Annotated in this window: 19 protein-coding genes; 12 read left to right on the forward strand and 7 right to left on the reverse strand. The window is 70.9% G+C overall.

Going from position 1 to position 18,355, the window contains the following annotated elements:
* Positions 1–28: 28 nt before the first annotated feature.
* Positions 29–628: a GNAT family N-acetyltransferase gene (locus ACFYNU_RS10925; RefSeq protein ID WP_356587747.1), complete on the reverse strand. Its 600-nt coding sequence runs from the start codon at positions 626–628 to the stop codon at positions 29–31.
* The gene (locus ACFYNU_RS10930; protein ID WP_388765843.1) at positions 625–1,635 is read right to left on the reverse strand and encodes a hypothetical protein; all 1,011 of its coding nucleotides are present in this window, start codon (positions 1,633–1,635) and stop codon (positions 625–627) included. Before ACFYNU_RS10930 ends, ACFYNU_RS10925 begins: the two co-directional genes overlap by 4 nt.
* A 493-nt stretch (positions 1,636–2,128) precedes the next feature.
* On the opposite strand from ACFYNU_RS10930, the gene ACFYNU_RS10935 reads away from it, so the two are divergent.
* From ACFYNU_RS10935 to ACFYNU_RS10950, 4 genes are all read left to right on the forward strand, one after another.
* A complete protein-coding gene (locus ACFYNU_RS10935) occupies positions 2,129–2,293 on the forward strand; it encodes a hypothetical protein (protein ID WP_356587751.1) in 165 nt (54 codons plus the stop codon).
* Positions 2,294–2,451: 158 nt separating this feature from the next.
* Positions 2,452–3,660, forward strand: coding sequence for a phosphotransferase (locus ACFYNU_RS10940; RefSeq protein WP_356587753.1), 1,209 nt, complete (start codon positions 2,452–2,454; stop codon positions 3,658–3,660).
* Positions 3,657–4,562 carry an NAD(P)-binding domain-containing protein gene (locus tag ACFYNU_RS10945; protein WP_356587755.1) on the forward strand — a complete coding sequence of 302 codons (906 nt, stop codon included), beginning with the start codon at positions 3,657–3,659 and terminating at the stop codon, positions 4,560–4,562. The genes ACFYNU_RS10940 and ACFYNU_RS10945 overlap by 4 nt, the downstream gene beginning before the upstream one ends.
* Positions 4,559–5,728 carry a hypothetical protein gene (locus tag ACFYNU_RS10950; RefSeq protein ID WP_356587757.1) on the forward strand — a complete coding sequence of 390 codons (1,170 nt, stop codon included), beginning with the start codon at positions 4,559–4,561 and terminating at the stop codon, positions 5,726–5,728. Before ACFYNU_RS10945 ends, ACFYNU_RS10950 begins: the two co-directional genes overlap by 4 nt.
* 28 nt (positions 5,729–5,756) lie before the next feature.
* Here ACFYNU_RS10950 and ACFYNU_RS10955 read toward each other — a convergent pair whose 3' ends face one another.
* From ACFYNU_RS10955 to ACFYNU_RS10965, 3 genes are all read right to left on the reverse strand, one after another.
* Entirely contained in the window at positions 5,757–6,383 is a 627-nt protein-coding gene (locus tag ACFYNU_RS10955) for a sigma-70 family RNA polymerase sigma factor (RefSeq protein ID WP_356587759.1), read from the reverse strand.
* 217 nt (positions 6,384–6,600) lie between these two features.
* Positions 6,601–7,410: a hypothetical protein gene (locus ACFYNU_RS10960; RefSeq protein WP_356587761.1), complete on the reverse strand. Its 810-nt coding sequence runs from the start codon at positions 7,408–7,410 to the stop codon at positions 6,601–6,603.
* A gap of 24 nt (positions 7,411–7,434) precedes the next feature.
* Entirely contained in the window at positions 7,435–8,262 is an 828-nt protein-coding gene (locus ACFYNU_RS10965; RefSeq protein ID WP_356587763.1) for a transglycosylase SLT domain-containing protein, read from the reverse strand.
* A 192-nt stretch (positions 8,263–8,454) separates the two neighbouring features.
* Here ACFYNU_RS10965 and ACFYNU_RS10970 point away from each other — a divergent pair, with 192 nt between their 5' ends.
* From ACFYNU_RS10970 to ACFYNU_RS11005, 8 genes are all read left to right on the forward strand, one after another.
* Positions 8,455–9,147, forward strand: coding sequence for a hypothetical protein (locus tag ACFYNU_RS10970; RefSeq protein WP_356587764.1), 693 nt, complete (start codon positions 8,455–8,457; stop codon positions 9,145–9,147).
* Positions 9,144–9,437, forward strand: a complete 294-nt coding sequence (locus tag ACFYNU_RS10975) for a hypothetical protein (RefSeq protein ID WP_356587766.1) — start codon at positions 9,144–9,146, stop codon at positions 9,435–9,437. Before ACFYNU_RS10970 ends, ACFYNU_RS10975 begins: the two co-directional genes overlap by 4 nt.
* A 52-nt stretch (positions 9,438–9,489) precedes the next feature.
* Entirely contained in the window at positions 9,490–9,825 is a 336-nt protein-coding gene (locus tag ACFYNU_RS10980; RefSeq protein WP_388765877.1) for a hypothetical protein, read from the forward strand.
* A 24-nt stretch (positions 9,826–9,849) separates the two neighbouring features.
* Positions 9,850–10,641 (forward strand): hypothetical protein, encoded by a 792-nt coding sequence (locus ACFYNU_RS10985; protein WP_356587768.1) that lies wholly within the window; start codon positions 9,850–9,852, stop codon positions 10,639–10,641.
* A gap of 1 nt (position 10,642) precedes the next feature.
* Positions 10,643–11,929 (forward strand): hypothetical protein, encoded by a 1,287-nt coding sequence (locus tag ACFYNU_RS10990; protein WP_356587770.1) that lies wholly within the window; start codon positions 10,643–10,645, stop codon positions 11,927–11,929.
* Between the two features lie 66 nt (positions 11,930–11,995).
* Positions 11,996–13,489 (forward strand): SCO6880 family protein, encoded by a 1,494-nt coding sequence (locus tag ACFYNU_RS10995; protein ID WP_356587772.1) that lies wholly within the window; start codon positions 11,996–11,998, stop codon positions 13,487–13,489.
* 59 nt (positions 13,490–13,548) lie between these two features.
* Positions 13,549–15,045, forward strand: a complete 1,497-nt coding sequence (locus tag ACFYNU_RS11000; protein ID WP_388765880.1) for an ATP/GTP-binding protein — start codon at positions 13,549–13,551, stop codon at positions 15,043–15,045.
* Complete coding sequence (locus ACFYNU_RS11005; RefSeq protein WP_356587776.1) at positions 15,039–16,859, forward strand: TraM recognition domain-containing protein; 1,821 nt, start codon at positions 15,039–15,041, stop codon at positions 16,857–16,859. The genes ACFYNU_RS11000 and ACFYNU_RS11005 overlap by 7 nt, the downstream gene beginning before the upstream one ends.
* 12 nt (positions 16,860–16,871) lie before the next feature.
* Here the strand turns inward: ACFYNU_RS11005 and ACFYNU_RS11010 are convergent, their stop codons facing one another.
* Both ACFYNU_RS11010 and ACFYNU_RS11015 read right to left on the reverse strand, forming a co-directional pair.
* The gene (locus tag ACFYNU_RS11010) at positions 16,872–18,005 is read right to left on the reverse strand and encodes a DUF418 domain-containing protein (RefSeq protein ID WP_356587778.1); all 1,134 of its coding nucleotides are present in this window, start codon (positions 18,003–18,005) and stop codon (positions 16,872–16,874) included.
* Between the two features lie 35 nt (positions 18,006–18,040).
* Complete coding sequence (locus tag ACFYNU_RS11015) at positions 18,041–18,286, reverse strand: hypothetical protein (protein WP_356587780.1); 246 nt, start codon at positions 18,284–18,286, stop codon at positions 18,041–18,043.
* Positions 18,287–18,355 lie beyond the last annotated feature (69 nt).

Consider the following 18,355-nt stretch of genomic DNA (forward strand, 5'->3'; position numbering starts at 1 on the left):
CGCGCGCTCCTGATCCCGCGAGCGTGCTCTAAAGCTCCTGGCGCGGGGCGGGCGTGTGCTCGGCAGCAGGAGCTTTGAGGGGGAGCACCATCGCGGTGTAGAACGGCGCCTCTTCCCAGGGGTGGGAGGTGCCGACTTCGCGGTATCCCCATGTCGCGTACGCCGCTTGGGCGGCCTCGGCTTCGGGCTCGGGCCGGACTGCGAGGGTGACGCGCTCCATGTCCAGGCCGTGAAGCAGCTCCGCGTGAAGACGGGCGGCGACCCCGTGCCGGCGCCACGGCTTGCGTACGGCGAGTTGGATGATGGCCCAGGTGCGTGTCCCGTCCTCGCGCGTGAAGTCCTTGCTGAGCGGGGTGAGCACGTTGTCCCACCACGAGGTGTAAGCAGGCAGCAGATAGCCGTAGATGAAGCCGGCGGTCTCGTCCCCGTCGCGGGCGATGATCAGACGCATACGGTCCCGCTGGACGTGGACCCGGTAGTGCTCGATGAACTCGGCGACATCGCTCGGGCCCTCGTTGTACGGAGGCTCGGCGTACACCTCCTCGTACGCCGCCAGGAACGCGTCGAGTGCAGTGGCAGCCGCCGCGCCCTCGTACACGTCATAGTTCAGGTCCTCGGCCCGCATCATGCCGCTCCCCTCGCGTGGGCGTACTCCGTCAGCTCGGCCACGGCGCGGCGGGCGGTCTTGGCATCACGGTGGCGGAGCAGGTCGGTCACCTCGCCCAGCCTTTTCGTGACGCGGCCGGACTCGACTTCCTCCAGATGTTCCAGGCTGCCCACAGCGTGTGCCGCGCCTTCGTCGATCTCACCGGCCTTGACCAGGCTGCGAGCCAGGGTGAGTCGGTAGAGGGCTCGGTTGCGACCGTAAGTGCGGTCCTGGTGGGCGAGCGCGGCGCGTAGGAATTGAACCGCGGAGTGGTGGTGGCCGAGTTCCGTGTAGAGCAGCCCCTGGGTGAAGTCCAGTTCCGCGTGTCCGTGGAAAGCGGTCCACTCCGGCGGGGGTCGCCCGTCTGCCCGGTCCACGAGGCGCATCGCCTCGGAGAGTCGTTGGGTGGCCGATTTGCCGTCGCCGAGAAGCGACAGGGCGCGTGCCTCTCTGGCGGCGATGAGTGATCGGAGTACCGGTGATCCGAGTCGCGCGGCGCGTGTCTGCGCGGCTCTGGCGAGGTCGAGGCCGTCGCGCGGCCGGTCCTCGTGGCAAGCCTGCAAGCTCATTGCACAGAAGATCATGATCTCCAGGTCGAGGTCCCTCAGCATCGTCGCGGTCGTCAGAGCCTCGCCCCAGTACCGGCGGGCGCCGCCCTGGTCGTCGGCGTCATAGGCCAGCCAGCCGCAGTGCACGGCCGACTCCCCTACCAGGAGCTGGAGTTGACGGCCCATCGTGTCCGGATACTCACCGGTGTTGATGATGCGGCGGACCCGGCGCAGGTGCCGGACCGCGAGTAACCGCACTTCGTCCCCGCCGTACGCGTCATCGAGCTGGAAGAGAGAGCGCAGGCCCTCGCGCAGCTCCAGGAGATGCGTGGTTCCGATGGCGTCGGATTTCCCGGGCGGTGTAAGCGACTGGGCGGACGCAGGCAGACGTACCGCGGTGGCCGCGCCGAGAGAATCAGCAAGGAACGCACGTCGGTCCACGGCAGGCGTACCTCTCTGTGCGGGGAATGGTTCATCCACCACGGTGGCACCTGGCGGAGGACCAGGAAAACCGAGCAGGTTCGGGCTCACCCCGAACATCGCGTGAAGGACGTTCCATGCACGCGCCCTTGGCATGGGCGGCCGGGGCTGTCGCCAGCGACGGTATTGACGGTCAGTCACAGTTACCGCCACGCCGAGGACTTCGGCCGTTGCCTGGAAATCCCGTAAGAACGCTGCCGGGCTCGCCCATCCGTGCTCGATACATGCCTGCTCGAACGGCGTCAGCGTCTCCACCCGTTACCTCCGGTGATCAGATCCTTATCGACGGTAGCGGTTTCGTGGCACGTGAAAAGTCCGGTCGAGCTGAAAAGTCCGGCGAAGAGTCCGGCCGTACGTCCGGCGGCGCCTGCGTCCGGGGAGTTGGCTCGTATCGAGGGGCCGGCGACCGGAGCAGCCGGTGGCCGACCGAGAGGAGGTGATGATCTTGCGTTCCGTGATCAGACTCGCTGACTGGACGCTCGGCACCGACACCGAGCCGGGTGCGCCCGGACCTGTGCACGGGTGTCTCCACACCCTGTCGATACCGAGCTGCTTCGGCTTCCTCGCATTCATCGGCCTGCTGTTCTTCCTCGCGGCCGTGCACGACCTCACCCAGTGACCTAAGAGACCGTCCACCAGGGCGGCTGTAGAGGGTCCCAACGCTGCGGCTCCAGTGGCCGTGGCCGTCGAAGGGTGCGACGTGTGCGCTGTGCCGGCCCCCTCGGCGGGGACGGTCGGTGGCCGGACGGGCTCCAACTCGCCTACTAGGAGGCGGTCGTGACCCTCACGACAAACGAACGCACAGCGGCGGCGAACCCGACGCGACTGCACAACGTGACCCGGCGGGCCATCTCCCGCGCGGTCAAGGACCTGTGGCCGAACAAGCGAGTCGTCCTGGGCCGGCCGTGCCCGAGCGTCACGTCCTACGTCTGCCGGATCAGAGTGGACGGCGAAACACTGATCGCGAAATACAGCTGGCTCGGCATGTCCCTGGTGTCCGTCCTACGAGGGGCCGGAGGGACCTGGAAGGACGTGCGTCAGGCCCAGGACGCGTATCTGCGCAGCACCGAACTCATCACCGCACGCGAGGCCCGGAACCTTGAACTACTCCGCGAGCTCGGGCGCCCGCGCGTCTGCGAGACGGTCGCCCTCCATCAAGGCGTTCTGCTCACCCGCCTGGTGCCGGGGACAACGTTGGCCGATGAGCTGACGGCCCGCCCGTGGGAGACAGGCGACCTCCTCGACGCGGCCCTCGCCGCTCTCGGAGATCTCCACGGGCCGGCCGGTGCACGGCTCTTGGACGCGGCCCGGCCGATCAACGAGCGCTCCGTCTCAGGTGTGTTCCGCCGCAAGTTCAACGGCCGGAGCGCCAACGTCTATCTGAGGACGCTCGGTCAGGACAGCGGGCTTCCGGAGTTCGCGCGTGAGGACATCGTGGAGCTGGTGCAGCACACAGTGTGGCGGCTGCTCAGGATGGGAGGGGCGATCCCGTCCGGCCGGAAAGTCGCGGTGTACGGGGATCTCAAGCCGGAACACGTCTACGTCGACGGTCCGCGTCTGCACTTCATCGATCCCGCCGTGCAGTGGGCAGGCGGCCCGCATCCGGACGTCGCGAAGCTCATCGGCCGGTCGTTGCTTCTCGCGATCGGCCATCCGGACCGGGAGGCCGGACAGCAGCTGGTGCGGGGGATCGCCTCCACGCTCACCCGCCAGGTGTCGGCGGTGCCCGCACCCGACCGCGCGGACTGGCTGCGTGAGGTCCTGGTGCTGTGGGTCATGGACACCGTGAACATCCTCAGCACCTGCCTCAGCGCACCGCACGGGCTTCCCCTGGCGCCCCATCAGCAGGCGCTCGTCGCACAGGCCCGTACGGTCGCGGGGATCGCGCACCGGGTGAGCGGCCTCCTCACCGGGACGATGGCCGGGCCGCGGCTCCTGGATTTCGTGTTCTCCGAGGTCGAGCACACCACGAGGAACACCCGGTGACCGCCGCCGTGGTGGGAGTTGTCGGCGCGGGCGCGGTCGGGCAGACCCTCGCCGCCGGCCTCGTCGCCGCCGCTCTGCCGGACCGGCTCCTCGTCGTGTCCCGGCAGCCGGACCAGGTCCGCGCACTGACCGCCGACCTCCAGGACCTCGCGCACGCCGCCCGCTCCCGCACCGTGGTCGAGCCCGGCGAAGTCGCTGACCTCCACGGATGTGATGCGGTGATCGTCGCTCTGCGGACGTCGTTCACGAACACGGCCGAACACGACATCCGGCGCGGAGGTGCCCTCGCCAACGCCCCCGTAGTCGGCACCCTGGCCCACCGGTTACGCGGCTTCACCGGCACCGTCCTGGTCGTCACCAACCCCGTGGACCTCATGACCCGCCGCTTCGCCGAAGTGTCCGGCTGCGCACGAGTCTTCGGGGTCGGCTCGAATCTCGACTCGGCCCGGTTCCGGCTGCTGATGGCCAGATACGCCCGCGTCCTTCCGGAGCAGGTGCGCGGACACGTGATCGGCGAGCACGGCGACCGCGCCGTCATCTGCGCCTCGTCAACAACCGTCAACGGCCTGCCTGTGCACGTCCCGATCCGGGCGGTCGTGAACGAACTCCAGCAGCGGCCGGCGCTGATCCGTACCAGCATCGGCCGTACCCGCTGCGGACCTGCCGGTGCGGTGCTCTCCACGCTCCGCAAGAGCCTCGGCCTGGTCGACGGCGTGGAGGAATTGTCGGTGCCGTACCAAGACGTCTGGCTCGGCATCCCCATCCAATTCACGGGCTGTCGTGCCGTCGCGTGCCTGCCCGACCTCATCAGTGACGAGCGGTGGCGGCTGGATGCCGCCGCCACCAGCCTCCGTGACGCCTACGCCCGCCTTCCCCATCACACCGAGAGGATCACCCCATGATCAGCGCTACCCGACTCAGCGCCGCCACGGCCGCCGTCAATGTCCTCAGCAACCACCCCGACATCACGCACTGGGCCCTGCGGTACTTCGGCCCCTGGTGGAAAGCCACCACCGTCGCCGAGGCCGACGTCAGGGTCGCCGAGGCCGTCGTCCTCGCGAACGTCGACAAGGCCGCCTACGACGAGACCACCCTCCTCGTCCAGGACGGCCGGCCAACCGACACGGTGGACTACGCGAAGCACCCGATGCTCGTGGCGCGCGACGGCGACGACATCATCGCGACGTCGCCCGACGAGGACATCGCCTACCGCAGCACCCCGTCCACCGGCCTCCTCACCCTCGCCGGCATTGACCCGCCGGCCCTCGCCCTGGCCGCCGCGCGCCTCGCCCGCGAATCGATCCGGGGCCAGCTCCTGCGCGCCGGCTGGGCAGTCCTCCATGCCTCCGCCGTCGTGCGCGAGGCCGACGGAGCGACGGTCCTCACCTTCGGCGACAAGGGCGCGGGCAAGACCACCACGGCCCTGCTGCTCGCCGCACACGGCTGGCAACTCCTCGCCAACGACAGGGTCCTCGTCCGCCCGCTCGGGGAGAGCGGTGTCGAGGTCCTGCCCTGGCCGTCCGCCGCCGCGCTCGGCCTCGGCCTCCTCCATGCCCTCGGCTGGGACACCCACGCACGGGGCCACCTGCGCGGGGGCGGCCACTTCCACCCCACACAGCACCCGTCCGTAACCCAGGCGCTCCTGGACGGCAGTCACGAACCGCTGTGGGACCAGAAGGGGAAGGAGAAGAAGGTCCAGGTCTTCCCGGACCAGTTCCCGGCGCTCTTCGGTGTCCCCCTCGCCACCGGAGGACGGGCCGCCGCCCTTCTGTTCCCCCAGGTCGATCCCGACGCGGCGCCCGACGCCGTCGACGCGGCGCGCGCCCTCGGAGCGGCGGACTTCATGTCCGGCGCCACGGAGGACCGCTACCCCGACGTATTCGAGCTGGCTCAAGGGGTCGACGGCGGCGGCCGGGACGGCGTCCGTACGGAGGTCGCGATGCGTCTCGCCGGACTCCCGCACCACGCGGTCCGGCTCAACCACGACATCCCCGCCGGCGCCGCCCTGCTGAGCGAGATCGCCGACGCGGTCAACTCTGTCGGCGTCGCGGGGGTTGGTGAATCCTGACGTTGCGGGCCACGACCGACCGGCACACCTACGCGGCGGACAGATACCTGGCGGGCTTGCGCCCGGCCCCGCCGCCGTCGGAGGCCGCGGTGCGGGGGGTGTTCGCCGTGTTCTCGGAAGTCTCGACGACCACACCCATCGCCAGCCGCAGCGCCCGTACCGCGTGGTGCACACGCGACTTGACGGTGCCCGGCGGAACGCCGAGGACCAGGCCCGTCTCGCGCATCGACCGGCCGGAGAAGTACGTCTCGTACAGCGCCTCACGGTGGTTGGGCGACAGTTGCTTGAACGCCTCCTTGAGCAGCATGGAGGAGAGCAGCCAGTCCACGTCGTCGGGGCGGATCAGCAGGTCGTCCAGCCAGGTGTTGCCGTTGACCTCCTGCGGGCGGGTCTTGCGCATCCGGTACTCGTCGACGACGAGATTGCGGGCCACTCTGAACAGCCACGGCCGCAGCGCCCGGCCGCCGGTCAGATCCTGTGTCCGCCAGCAGCGCAGCAGCGTCTCCTGCACCACGTCCTCGGCCTTGTGCCGGTCACCGTTCAACAGCCGTACCACGTAGGCGTAGAGCGCGCCGGCCTGTTCGTCGTGGAGCGTGCGCATCGCGCGTTCGCCGGCGCTCACCGCTCCCAAGGAACCCATCACTGTCCCGCTCACGTACTTACTCCCTCGCTGCTTGACCCTGGGGAAGGTCAGGTCGAGGCCGTTGGTCACACAGGCCACGACTCGGGGGGAGTGTTACGAGTGGGGCTCCACATCAGGTTTACGTTCGATTGACGCCGGGTACCGCGCATTCCGCTTGACCGGACCGCCGTACACGGCGAAAGGGAAGCGTCCCTTCCGGTGCATCCGCGGTCGACCTGCGCGTTCTCCCTCACGCCACCGCGCTCCCGACCGCCGCCGCCTCCGTCGCGAGGGCGTGTATACGGCGGTCCACACCCCGCACCAACTCGACGTCCCCCACGGCCGTTCTCCCGTCCTCCGCCAGCCGTGACCAGGTGGTGAGCAGGGCACGGCCGTGGTCGACGGCGGACGGCAGGTCGTCAATCAGCTGCCACACGGCGACGGCGCGCAGCAGATCCTCATGGGCGCGCGGATCGCCCTGTTCCTGGCGGATCCGGGCGAGTTCGAGACAGGCGGCCGTCGCCGCAGTGTGATTGCCGCTCTTGTGCGCGGCGAACGCCTCCAGCGCCTGGGCCTCCAGCGTGTACGGGTGCTCCGCGCCGAAGGTGCGCGCGGCGTGCTCGCGCAGCCGGAAGGCGAGCGCCGCCGCCCGCTCCAGCGCTCCGGAGTCGATGGCCCGGCCGATCTGCGTGACGAGTTCGGAGAGTTCGACCGGGACCGGCACCGGCGGCTTGGGCGAGGTCTCCTCCTCGGACGGCTCCCGGTACCGCTCGTGCCGCACGATCCGGCTCGAACCGTCGGCGGTGACCTCGATCCGGGTGGCGTATCCGGCCTGCCGGTCGACGATCACCGCCTCGATGGGTTCACCGGCGGTCCGCGCCCGGTGCTGCATCGTGTCGAGCACCGCCACGTTGACCGCTTCGCCGTCCGGCAGCGGGAAGGGCACGCCGTCGACCGTCACCCGGCCGTCGGAGTGGATCAGCACCTCCAGGGAGAGCGAAGGCCGCGGCTCCGCGGCTTCCTGACCGTCGCGGCCCTGGTCTGTCTGGTTCCTGAACACCCGCTGACTCCTTCGCTGTCCTGGTCACTGCCCGCCCTCGGGCGAGGATTTGGCGCTGCCGGTCGGCAGCGGACTGATGGTGGGGTACGTCGCCCCGTCGGGGAGTTTGATGGCATCCGAGTAGATGGCGAACGACGACCTGATGCCGTAGATGTAGCTCTGCGCGCCGCCCGAGGCCGGTACGCCCTTCGCCTTCTTCACCGCGTCCAGGCCCAGCGAGTACGCGGCGAGGGTCAAGTCCAGGTGGTCGCCGGTGACTTGTTGGCCGGCGGCCAGGGTCTCGATCTCCTTGGACAGCGAGCACAGATACCGGCCCTGCGCCATGATCGAGTCGCCCGCGTCCAGGGCCGAGGTGTCGTCGTTGTCGTCGTCGTCCTCGCCGAACTCGTCGAACTTGTCCGGCGGCAGCTGGGAGATGCCCTTCTTCCCGCCGACACCTTCGAGCTTCGCGTTGAACTGTGACTCCTGCTGGATCTGCGCGGCGATGACCATCGGCCCGATCCGGTCGCACTCGGCCCCGGCGTCCTTGACGTACTCCAGATACGCCGCGGGCACGGCGGCCTCGTTCAGCTCACCGCGCCCGTCACTGGCGAACACCTCGGACACCCGGTCGTTGTCCACCGACGCCTCGCCGTCTCCTCCGCCGCAGCCGAAGATCGAGCAGATGAGCACCAGCGGCCAGAAGAAGAAACCGATGGCGCACACGACCAGCACCCCGGCCAGCAGGACCAGGATGATCACCGGGAAGAGCAGACATCCGGACACCCCCGTGCCCGCGGCTGCGGCCATGAGGATGGTGTTCGTCCCCTTGTTGTCGGAGGACTGACCCTTCCCGCCGGCACCTGCGCCCACGACCGGTCGCTCCCTTCCTGTACGCCCGCGAAACCTGGTTGCGAGCAGTTCTGAACCAGGTCCCGCGATTTCCCGTAGTGGCTGCGCGACGGATCACCGCGAGCCCGCACGGCGCAACGGACACAGCGGCCGATCAGTTCAATCCGGGATCTGTCCGCCGAAGTTCGGAACCGAGAGAAGGGGTGGACGCTCATGGGTGTCCCACCGGCGTCGTCCGCCGGTCCGCAGATGTGGATACGTGGGCCGGCCGCCCAGCAGAACGCACAGCAGCCCGCCGGGCAGAACGCTCAACAGGCCGCTCAGCAGCCCGTCGCGCAGGCCGCCCCGGCGGCGGCCGTGGCACCGGCCGCGGCCCTGAGAGCCGTGCCGTCGGCTCCGGCCGTACCGGTCGCTCCGTCGGCCCCGGTCGCACCGGTCGCTCCGGCCGAACGCGAGCCCTCGCCGCACGTGGGCCAGCGGTTCGCCTGGGTCAACGCCCATGGCGGCGGCGGCGCGAGCACCCTCGCGCAGGCGCTCGGCGGCGCGGACCTGGGCACCCGGTGGCCGGAGCCCGCCGAGGGCGAGCCCGGCGACGTCCTGCTCGTGGCCCGTACCCACGCCGGCGGCATCCGGGCGGCGTCCCAGGCGCTGAACGCGCTGCGGATGGGCGACCACCCCGACGGGCTGCGGCTGGTCGCCGTCGTGCTCGTCGCCGACGCCCCTGGCCGGCTGCCGCGTCAACTCGGCCAGCGGGTACGGGTGTTGCGGTCGGCGGCCGAGGTGCACCGGGTGCCGTGGGTGCCGGCCTGGCGCCTCGGCGAAGAGGTGGACCCGCTGCCCCGGGACGTCCGCGCCCTGGCGTCGCTCGTCGCCGGCCCGGCCGGACCGATGGCGGGAGTGCGGTGAACCTCGCGAGCCCGCCGCCCAACGACTTCGGCCCCAGGGGGGAGTTCGACCCGAACCCCCAGGCCGGGGAACTGCTCGGATACCTCGCCTGGTCGGTGACGGCCGCCGCCGTGGCGGGAGTGATGTTCATCGGTGTGCAGATGGCCCTGCAGTTGCGCCACGGCGAAATGGGAGCGGGCACGGCCCATTTCCGAGGGCTCGTCTTCGTCATGCTCGCCTGCATTCTCTGCATCAGCGCGGGACCGCTCGTCGAATACGTGATCCAGCCCTACCTCCTCGCCGCCCCCTAGCGGTACGCAAGAACCTGACTCGTCATAACAACGGAGAATTTTCGTGAAAGCGATCCTGCATTCCCTGCACGCCGATGCCATGAATTTCGCGATGCTCGCACAGGGCGGCGGCGGCGAGGCCGGGGTCACCGTTCCCGACCCCGAGCGCAAGGCCCCGCCGAAGCTGGCGAACGCCGTCGACACCGTGCTGGGAATCGTCGGCTGGGCGGGCACCGCCGCCGGTGTGGCGGGCGTACTGATCACCGGCACCATGATGGCCGTCTCCATGAAGCGCGGCGAGGGCTCCGAGCACATGAGCCGTCTCGGCATGGTGCTCGGCGGCTGTGTCCTCGTCGCCACCGCGGGGCCCATCATCACCTTCGTGTTCCAGCCCGCAGGAGAGGAATAGAAGCCCACGGCCGAGGTCACCGACATGTTCCGCTCAATACGAAAGAAGGACCCGGTCGACGGGCCCTTCTACAAGCAGCGCGGCTGGATCAACTCGGCCGCTTTCCTGGGGTTTCTGGTGGTCATGTCGCTGGTGGCGTTCGTGACCGACGACGCCACCGGCGGCGGCGACAACCCGGACACGACCGCCGCGGCCGACAGCCGGGATCTGCTCTCCGGACTGAGCGGTCCGCTGTCCCCCGGCGATCCGCATCAGGTGCGCGGTGGCCCGGGGGGCCGGCCGGCCAACTGCCGTACCGACGACAAGGACACCGCCGCGCCGACCACCACACCGGCGGATCTGCGCTGGCGGGACCTCGTCGCCGTCCGGGTGCCCACCTCGGCCTCGGCCGGGCCGCTGCACGCCGACGGCTCCGTGTGGTGGTGCTTCGCGCACACGCCCACGGGCGCGGTACTGGCGGCGCACGTCATTCCCGTCCAGTTGAGCGGCACCGCGTGGCGCGCCACCGCCGAACAGCAGTTGGTACCGGGGGCGGCGCGCGACAGGTTCCTCACCGGCAAGGCCGAGGAGGCCGAAGGGACGGCCCCCGCGAAGAGCGCCGTCGGGCGGTTCGTGGGCTTCTCCCTGGCGGACTACTCGGCCGACGCCGCGACCGTACGACTGCTGCTCACCCATCCCGCGGGCGGCTATGTGTCGATGACGGTGTCCATGCGCTGGCAGGACGGCGACTGGAAGGTGGCACCCGTCGACGACGGGTCGCTCTACTCATCGGTGCGCCAGGCGAAGCCCGACGGCTTCTCCGCGTGGGGGGAATGACATGAATCTGGCCGCGAAATGCAGTGGCAGCATCAACTTCCTGAACATGTTCGACGATCCCATCGGCGAGATGATCAAGATGGTCGCCAAGATCGCGATGCGCGGCGCGCTCGGGATCTTCGAGGCCGTCGGCGACATCAACTCGTACGACCAGAAGACGTCGGACACGATCACCCGTCAGACCCAGTGGATCGTCGTGTATCTGGCGGTCGGGTCGATCCTCTTCGCAGCGGTCAAGATGGCCCTGGACAGGCGGGGTGACTCGGGCCAGACGGCGATGAAGGGCGTTCTGCGCATCACCCTGGTCAACACGGTCGCGAGCACCGCGATCATCACGTTCACGGTGCTCATGGACCGCTACTCCGAGCATCTGTTCCAGGGCGCCCTCAAAGAACTGATGAACGGCATCGACTGCGGTGGGGACATCCCGGCGATGCTGCTGCTGGTCATCGCCTGCCTCCTGATCATCGCGGGCGTCATCCACGCGCTCCTGATGTGGATCCGGCTCGGCGTGATGATCATCCTGATGGGCACGCTGCCCATGGCCGCCGCCGCGTCGATGACGGACTGGGGCGGCACCTGGTGGCGCAAGCACATCGGCTGGCTGATCGCCTGGCTGCTGTACAAGCCCACGGTCGCCCTCGTGATGTATTCGGGGTCCGTGATGGTCAACGCGCAGGACGCGGACCAGGTCGACACACAGATCGCCGGCATGGGCATCCTGCTGCTGTCGGCCGTCGCGCTGCCCGCGCTGATGCGTGTGATCGTGCCGGCGACGGAAGCGCTCGGCGGCGACTCGGTCGGACAGACCACCATGGGCATCGCCGGCGGCGTCGCGTCCGGGGCGAAGTCGGCCGCCGGCGGCGCCGTCAATATCGCGAGCAGCGCCCTCGCCGGCCCCTCGGGGGCCAGCGGCAGCAACGCGTCCGGTTCGTCGGGCAAGGGCGGGGGTGTCTCCGGCGGAGGCGGCGGCGGTTCGTCGTCGGGTGCCGGAGGCGGCGGCTCGTCCGGCGGGTCCTCGTCGGGTGCCGGAGGCGGCGGATCGTCCGGAGGCGGCGGCGGATCGTCGTCCGGCGGCGGCAGCGGCGGCGGGGGCGGAGGCGCCCCCGGAGGCGGCGGAGGCGGCGGAGGTTCGTCGGCGGGCGCGGGCGCGGGCGCGTCCCGGGCCGCAGCCGCGGGCGCGCTGCCCGTCGTCGGCGCCGCCGTGATCGGCGCGGCGACGGTCGCGGCCAAGACCGCCAAGGGCGCCACGGATGTCGCCAAGAGCGGGATTGAGGGCGCCAAGTAGCACGGCGGCCGAATCCACCCGGCCCGCCCCACGGTCCAGTCCACGCAAACGAAGCAGGTACGCGCAATGTCCACCGAAGCTCCCGTCCACCCCACGTACGGGAACTGGCGCAGGCCCAGACGTCCCGGCCTGGGGCCGCTCGGCCTCATCGGCACCGTCGGGGTGTTCGGCGGGATCGTCGTCGACCTGATGGCGTCGCTGATCTCGCTCCAGATCACCCTGGTCTTCATCGTGCTCCAGGTCCTGTTCCTGATGCCGCTGGCGGCGCGCACCCAGGACGGGCGGAATCTCTATCAACTCCTGGCCCTGCGCATCAGTTGGTTCCGCCGCAAGGCCAAGGGCTCGACCACCTATGTCTCGGGACCGCTCTCCATGCGGCCGGGCGGCCGGTTCCGGCCGCCGGGGCTGCTGAACCGGGTGCAGGTCGAGGAGGGCAGGGACGCGTACGACCAGCCCTTCGGCGTACTGCACCACCGCAGCCGCAACCTCTACACCATCGTGCTCGGCTGCGAACCCGACGGCGGCTCGCTCGTCGACCCCGACCAGGTGGACACCTGGGTGGCGTCCTGGGGCCACTGGCTGGCGCGGCTGTCCGCCGAACCGGGCCTGCGCGGCGCGTCCGTGGTGGTCGAGACCGCCCCGGACACCGGCAACCGGCTGGCCAACGAGCTGCTGCCGCGTATCCACCCCGACGCCCCCGAGGCGGCGCGGGCGGTGATGGAGGAGGTGGTGCAGCGCTATCCGTCGGCCTCCTCCGAGATGCACACGTACATCTCGCTGACCTACGGCATGCCCCCGGGGCAGAAGCGCAAGAGCGAGGAGATCATCACCGAGCTGGCCATCCGCATCCCCGGCCTGCTGTCGGGCCTGGTGGCCGCCGGTGCCGGGCCCGCCACCCCGCTGTCGGCCGAGCGCATCGCCGAGGTCGTACGGGTGGCGTACGACCCGTCCGTCGCCGGTGACGTCCTCGACGCCCGTGCCCAGTACGGCGGTACGGGTCTGGACTGGGACGACGCCGGTCCCTCGGCGACGCTGGAGCGGGCCCACTCCTACCAGCACGACTCCGGGGTGTCCCGCACCTGGATGCTCACCCTGGCACCGCGCGGCACGGTCCGCGCCAATGTGCTGCGCGGTCTGCTGGAGGCCGCCCCGGGCACCCGCCGCAAGCGCGTCGCGCTGCTGTACCGCCCCATCGACCCGGCGACCTCGGCGCGCATCGTCGAGGCGGACCGGCGGGCGGCGCAGTTCATGGCCACCTCCAAGCGCGGCATGGTGCAGGCGCGCGCCGCCAACGAGGTGCACGCCGCCGAGCAGACGGCCGTGGAGGAGGCCACCGGCGCCGGCCTCGTGGAGTTCTCGCTGATGGTCACGGTGACCGTCGACAACGACGCCGAACTGGACGACGCGAACACCTCGGTACGCAACCAACTCGCCGGGGCGCGGCTGCTGATGCGGCCCGCCGACCGGATGCAGGCGGCGGCGTTCAGCTGCACGCTGCCCGCCGGGATCCTGCCGTGGGAGTACACGCTGGTGCCGCGCGAACTGAAGGAAGCACTGTGAGCCCGAAGAAGACGACCAGCGCCAAGGACCGGCAACCGCCGCGGCCCAGACAGCCGTTCATCCCGCCGCGCGGCTATCCCGGCCCCGGCGGCGGGCAGGTGGCCAACATCGACCCGCCGACCATGTGGCGGGCCACGACCGTACAGGCCTGTGGGCTCTGGCCGTTCGCGGCGGGCTCGGGCGCGCCCATGAGCGGCGTACCGCTGGGCCAGCACCTGTTCACCGGCGCCACCGTCTGCGGCGACCCGCTGTCGTGGTTCACCCGCTCCCACTACATCTCCAACCCCTCGCTGTTCATGCTCGGCATGCCGGGTCTGGGCAAGTCCACCCTGATCAACCGGATGCTCATCGGACTGGCCGCCACCGGTGTGGTGCCGCTGGTGCTGGGCGACCTCAAGCCCGACTACGCGGACACCGTGCGCGCCCTGGGCGGTCAGGTCATCTCGATCGGGCGCGGGGTCGGCGGCATCAACGTCCTGGACCCCGGGGCGATGGGCGCCGCCGCCCAGCGCATCGGCGGCGAGGGCGGCCGGGTGCTGATGGCCGAGACCCACGGCCGGGTGCTCAACATGGTCGCCGCGCTCGTCACCATCGTGCGCGACCGCCCGGTGGACGACCACGAGCAGTCGGTGCTCTCCGCCGCGCTGCACCATCTGCGCGAGCGCACCCCGCCCGGCCGTCAGCCGCTCCTGCCCGACCTGGTGAAGATCCTCGCCGAAGGCCCGGACCGGGTACGGGCGGTGACGCTGGACCGCGGCGACGAGACCCGCTACCGCGACGCCGTCGACCCGCTGCACCGCTCGCTGCTCGGTGTCCTGGACGGTCCGCTCGGCGACACGTTCGCCGCCGAGACGTCCACCCGTATCAACCTGGACTCACCGGCGGTCTGCGTCGACATCTCCCGGATCGGTGAGGCCGACACCCAGCTCACCGCGGCGGCGATGCTCGCCACCTGGTCCGACGGGCTGGGCACGGTCGCCGCCTCGCACGCGCTCGCGGACGCCGGACTGCGGCCCCGCCGCTGGTTCTTCACCGTGCTCGACGAGCTGTGGCGGCCCCTGCGCGCCGCGTCCGGCATCGTGGACCGTATCGACGCCCTGACCCGCCTCAACCGAAGCCTCGGCCTCGCCGACGCCAAGATCACCCACACCCTCAAGGACGCCGAGGCGCTGGGCACCGACGCCGACCGGGTCAAGGCGCGCGGCTTCGTCGAGCGCGCCGGGATGGTGGTCTGCGCGGGGCTGCCCCGCCAGGAGATGGAGGATCTGGGCCAGGTCGTGGGCCTGTCCCAGCGGGAGATCGAACTGGTCTCCTCCTGGTCCTCGCCCCCGGGCTGGGCCGCGCACGGGGCCCGGGAGGAACCGCCCGGCCGCGGCCGTTTCCTGATCAAGGTCGGTGGCCGGCCCGGTATCCCGATCCAGGTCGCCATCACCGACACCGAGCGGCGTCTGCACGACACCAACAAGCGCTGGGCGGAGAACGAACCGCCCGTCGATCCGGCGACCGAGTACATTCCCGACCTCTCCAAGCTGGCGGAAGTGGACGGATCATGGTGAAGGGGACAGGGTCGGGCGGCCGGAGCGGCAGCGAACTCGCGCCGTGGGCGATCGTCGTCGCGGCGGCCGTCGGCTGGCTGGTGTTCGGCGGCGTCTGGGTCGGCGGCACCCTGGGCGCCGCGCTGACCGGATCGGGCTGGCACCCGCCGCCGTTCGTCCTGACGACGTTCGCCACCCTCTTCACCGAGGGCACGGCGCCGCTCTGGCCGGGCGCGTCACCGGCCGGTGTGGTCATCGGTATCGGGATCGTCTTCGGCGCGATCATCGTGCTCGGCGTGCTGGCCGTACGGCTGGTGCTGAAGTACACCTCCCGGGAGAAGGGCCTGGCCGGGGCCAAGGAGATGGCGGCCATGGCACCGGCCGGCATCGCGGCACGCGCCCGCGAGCTGCGCCCCTCGCTCAAGGGCCGGGAGCATCTGCACCCCGACGAGACGGGCAATCTCCTCGGCGATCTCGATCCGAAGGGCCCCGAACTGCGCTCCTCCTACGAGGACGTGGAGCTGGACCTGATGGCCCCGCGCGCCGGGAAGTCCACCGGTATCGCCGTCCCGCGCGTCCTGCGCGCGCAGGGCGCGGTGCTGCTGACCTCGAACAAGTCCGATGTGTACGCCGTCACCCGCGCCGCCCGCGAACAGGCGGGCCGGGTCTGGACGTTCGACCCGCAGGGCATCGCGCACACCCCGCGCGAGATGTGGTGGGACATCCTCTCCGACTGCCACACCATCGAGGGCGCGCGCCGGCTGGCCGGGCACTTCGTGGCGTCGGTCAACGACGACCAGTCGAAGAAGGACTTCTGGATCTCGGCCGCGCAGAACACCCTCACCTCCCTGTTCCTGGCCGCCGCGCGCGGCGGGGGCTCCGTGCTCGATCTGCTGGGCTGGCTCGCCGACCCCGCCGACCGCACCCCGGTCGATCTGCTGCGGGACGTCGAGATGGTCGCCATGGCGGAGCAGTTGCAGGGCACGGTCCGGGGCGCGGTGGAGACCCGCGACGGTATCTACGAGACGGCCCGCCAGTGCGTGGCCTGTCTGCTCGACCCGGAGATCGTGAAGTGGGTGACGCCCGATCCGGCGCTGCCGCAGTTCAAGCCGCACGAGCACGTGCTGGCCACGGACACGCTCTATCTGCTGTCGAAGGACGGCGGCGGCTCGGCCGCCGGGGTGATCGCGGGGCTCGCCGACGCGACGATGCGCGCGGGCGTGGTCGCCGCCGAGCGGATGGGCGGCCGGCTCGACCCGCCGATGACCGCCGTACTCGACGAGGCGGCCAACGTCTGCCGTATCTCCGATCTGCCCGATCTGTACAGCCACTTCGGCTCACGCGGCATCAACGTCGTGACGCTGCTCCAGAGTTACCGCCAGGGCAGCCGGGTGTGGGGCGAGGCGGGCATGGACGCCCTGTGGAGCGCGGCCACCATCAAACTGCTCGGCGCCGGTCTGGACGACGCCGACTTCGTGGAGAAGGTCTCCAAGCTCGTCGGCAACCAGGACGTACGTACCGCGTCCGTGTCCCGCAGCAAGGACGGCACCTCCCGCTCGTACTCCTACCGGCTGGACCCGGTGCTGCCCGCGGACAAGATACGGGCGCTGCCCAAGGGCACGGCCCTGCTGCTGGCCACCGGTGTACGGCCGGCCCTGATCCGGCTGCGTCCCTGGTACAAGGAGCCCGACGCGGGCGTCATCTCGGCGGCGGCCAAGGCGGAGACGGCCGCCATCACCGAGCGGGCCGCGCGGGCGTGGGCGGGCACCGCCGCCGCTCCCGTGGAGAGCGCGAGCAGATGGCAGCGGGACGCGGTGACCCTGCGCAAGCCGTGAGGCCGTTCGCGGTCAGGGGCGGCGGGCCAGCGTGGCGGTACGCAGCAGCCACTCGACCGGGCCGTACCGGAACCGGCGCGACAGCGGCCCGCTGACCGCGAGTTGGGCCGCGTACAGCACGAGGCACCCGGCCACCAGCGCCACGGTGCCGTGGCGGCCGTACCAGCCCAGTCCGTATCCGGTGAAGACGAACGCCATCACCAGGGACTGGGTCAGATAGTGGGTCAGGGCCAGCCGGCCGGCGCCGGCCAGGACGGGACCGATCCGCCGGCCGGGCCGGGTGCGCAGCAGGAGCAGCAGTCCGCAGACGTACGCGGTGGTCAGCACGGGCGCGGTGAGTACGCCGACGGCCGAGCCGACGTCGTACCAGAGTTCGTCCAGCGGCCCGTTGCGGCAGAGCGCCATGAGGGCGCTCCCGGCCAGCCCGACGGGCAGGGCGACGACCAGGATCTGCACCAGCCAGGCGCGGTGTCGGCCGGTGTCGGCGAGCAGCCGGCGCCGGCCCGCGGCGAGTCCCAGCAGGACGGCCGCCAGCATGTCGGCGCCGTACAGGATGTTCCAGCCCACGGCGGAGCGCAGCGACTCCAGATTGGCTCCGACGACCGAGCCGAAGTCGCCCCGGTGGGCCGTCACCAGCTCCCGCGCCACGTCCTCGCGGGCCCGCGGAGTCAGGGGCACCCCGTACGCGAGCGTGAACAGACCCCAGACCAGCAGGCAGAACGCGACGACGGCGACGAGGACGGCCGCCGCCCGTACGGCGGTGCGCGGCGCGATGTCCCGGGCCGCGAACAGGACGAGGCTCAGCACCGCGTACACCGTCAGGACGTCACCGGGGAAGAGCAGGACGCCGTGCGCCAGGCCCAGCAGGAGCAGCCCGCAGAGCCTGCGCAGATGGCGGGGCGCGAAAGACACGCCCGCGCGCTCGGCCGAGGCCCGCTGGAGCGTGAAGCTGTATCCGAACAGGAAGGAGAAAAGCAGATAGAACTTGGCACTTACGAGGGTGGTGACGAGCCATCCGGCCGTCTTGTCCGCACCTGACGTGTACAGCTCGTCCGCCGGACCCATGTGCGGTCCGGCCATGGCGGAGACATTGACCAGGAGAATTCCCAGCAGGGCGAATCCGCGGAGGACGTCGACCTCCGCCACCCGGTCGCGCGGCGCCGCCCCGCCGCCGGTCCCACTCAGCCCGCGCGCCGCTTCGTGCTCGGCTCGCTGCCGGCCGTGCGCGCGGCGGCCTCCGGGGACAGCTCGTACCCGGCGGGCAGCGGAAGCAGCTCGTCAGGCAGGGGGGAGAGGGGGAGCCGCAGCGCGCGGTCGGCTCCCGCCGGGGCCTGCCCCGAGGGGTCGCGCACCTCGTCCGTCGCCGGCCTGCGCCGCTTCAGCAGACCCCGCGGACCGAGCGGGCGGGCCGGTGTTTTCTCGGACATGACGTTCTCCTGGACCTTCAGCCGGGAATAATCCGGATGGGTGCCGGATCGGATTCGGGAGGCACAACG

The organism is Streptomyces sp. NPDC006643 (assembly GCF_042870175.1).
Lineage (GTDB): Bacteria > Actinomycetota > Actinomycetes > Streptomycetales > Streptomycetaceae > Streptomyces.

Coding starts and splice junctions, on each gene's coding strand:
- ACFYNU_RS10925 (WP_356587747.1), bottom strand. CDS start 628: ATGATGCGGGCCGAGGACCTGAACTATGACGTGTACGAGGGCGCGGCG.
- ACFYNU_RS10950 (WP_356587757.1), top strand. CDS start 4,559: ATGATCAGCGCTACCCGACTCAGCGCCGCCACGGCCGCCGTCAATGTC.
- ACFYNU_RS10970 (WP_356587764.1), top strand. CDS start 8,455: ATGGGTGTCCCACCGGCGTCGTCCGCCGGTCCGCAGATGTGGATACGT.
- ACFYNU_RS10985 (WP_356587768.1), top strand. CDS start 9,850: ATGTTCCGCTCAATACGAAAGAAGGACCCGGTCGACGGGCCCTTCTAC.
- ACFYNU_RS10990 (WP_356587770.1), top strand. CDS start 10,643: ATGAATCTGGCCGCGAAATGCAGTGGCAGCATCAACTTCCTGAACATG.
- ACFYNU_RS10995 (WP_356587772.1), top strand. CDS start 11,996: ATGTCCACCGAAGCTCCCGTCCACCCCACGTACGGGAACTGGCGCAGG.
- ACFYNU_RS11005 (WP_356587776.1), top strand. CDS start 15,039: ATGGTGAAGGGGACAGGGTCGGGCGGCCGGAGCGGCAGCGAACTCGCG.
- ACFYNU_RS11015 (WP_356587780.1), bottom strand. CDS start 18,286: ATGTCCGAGAAAACACCGGCCCGCCCGCTCGGTCCGCGGGGTCTGCTG.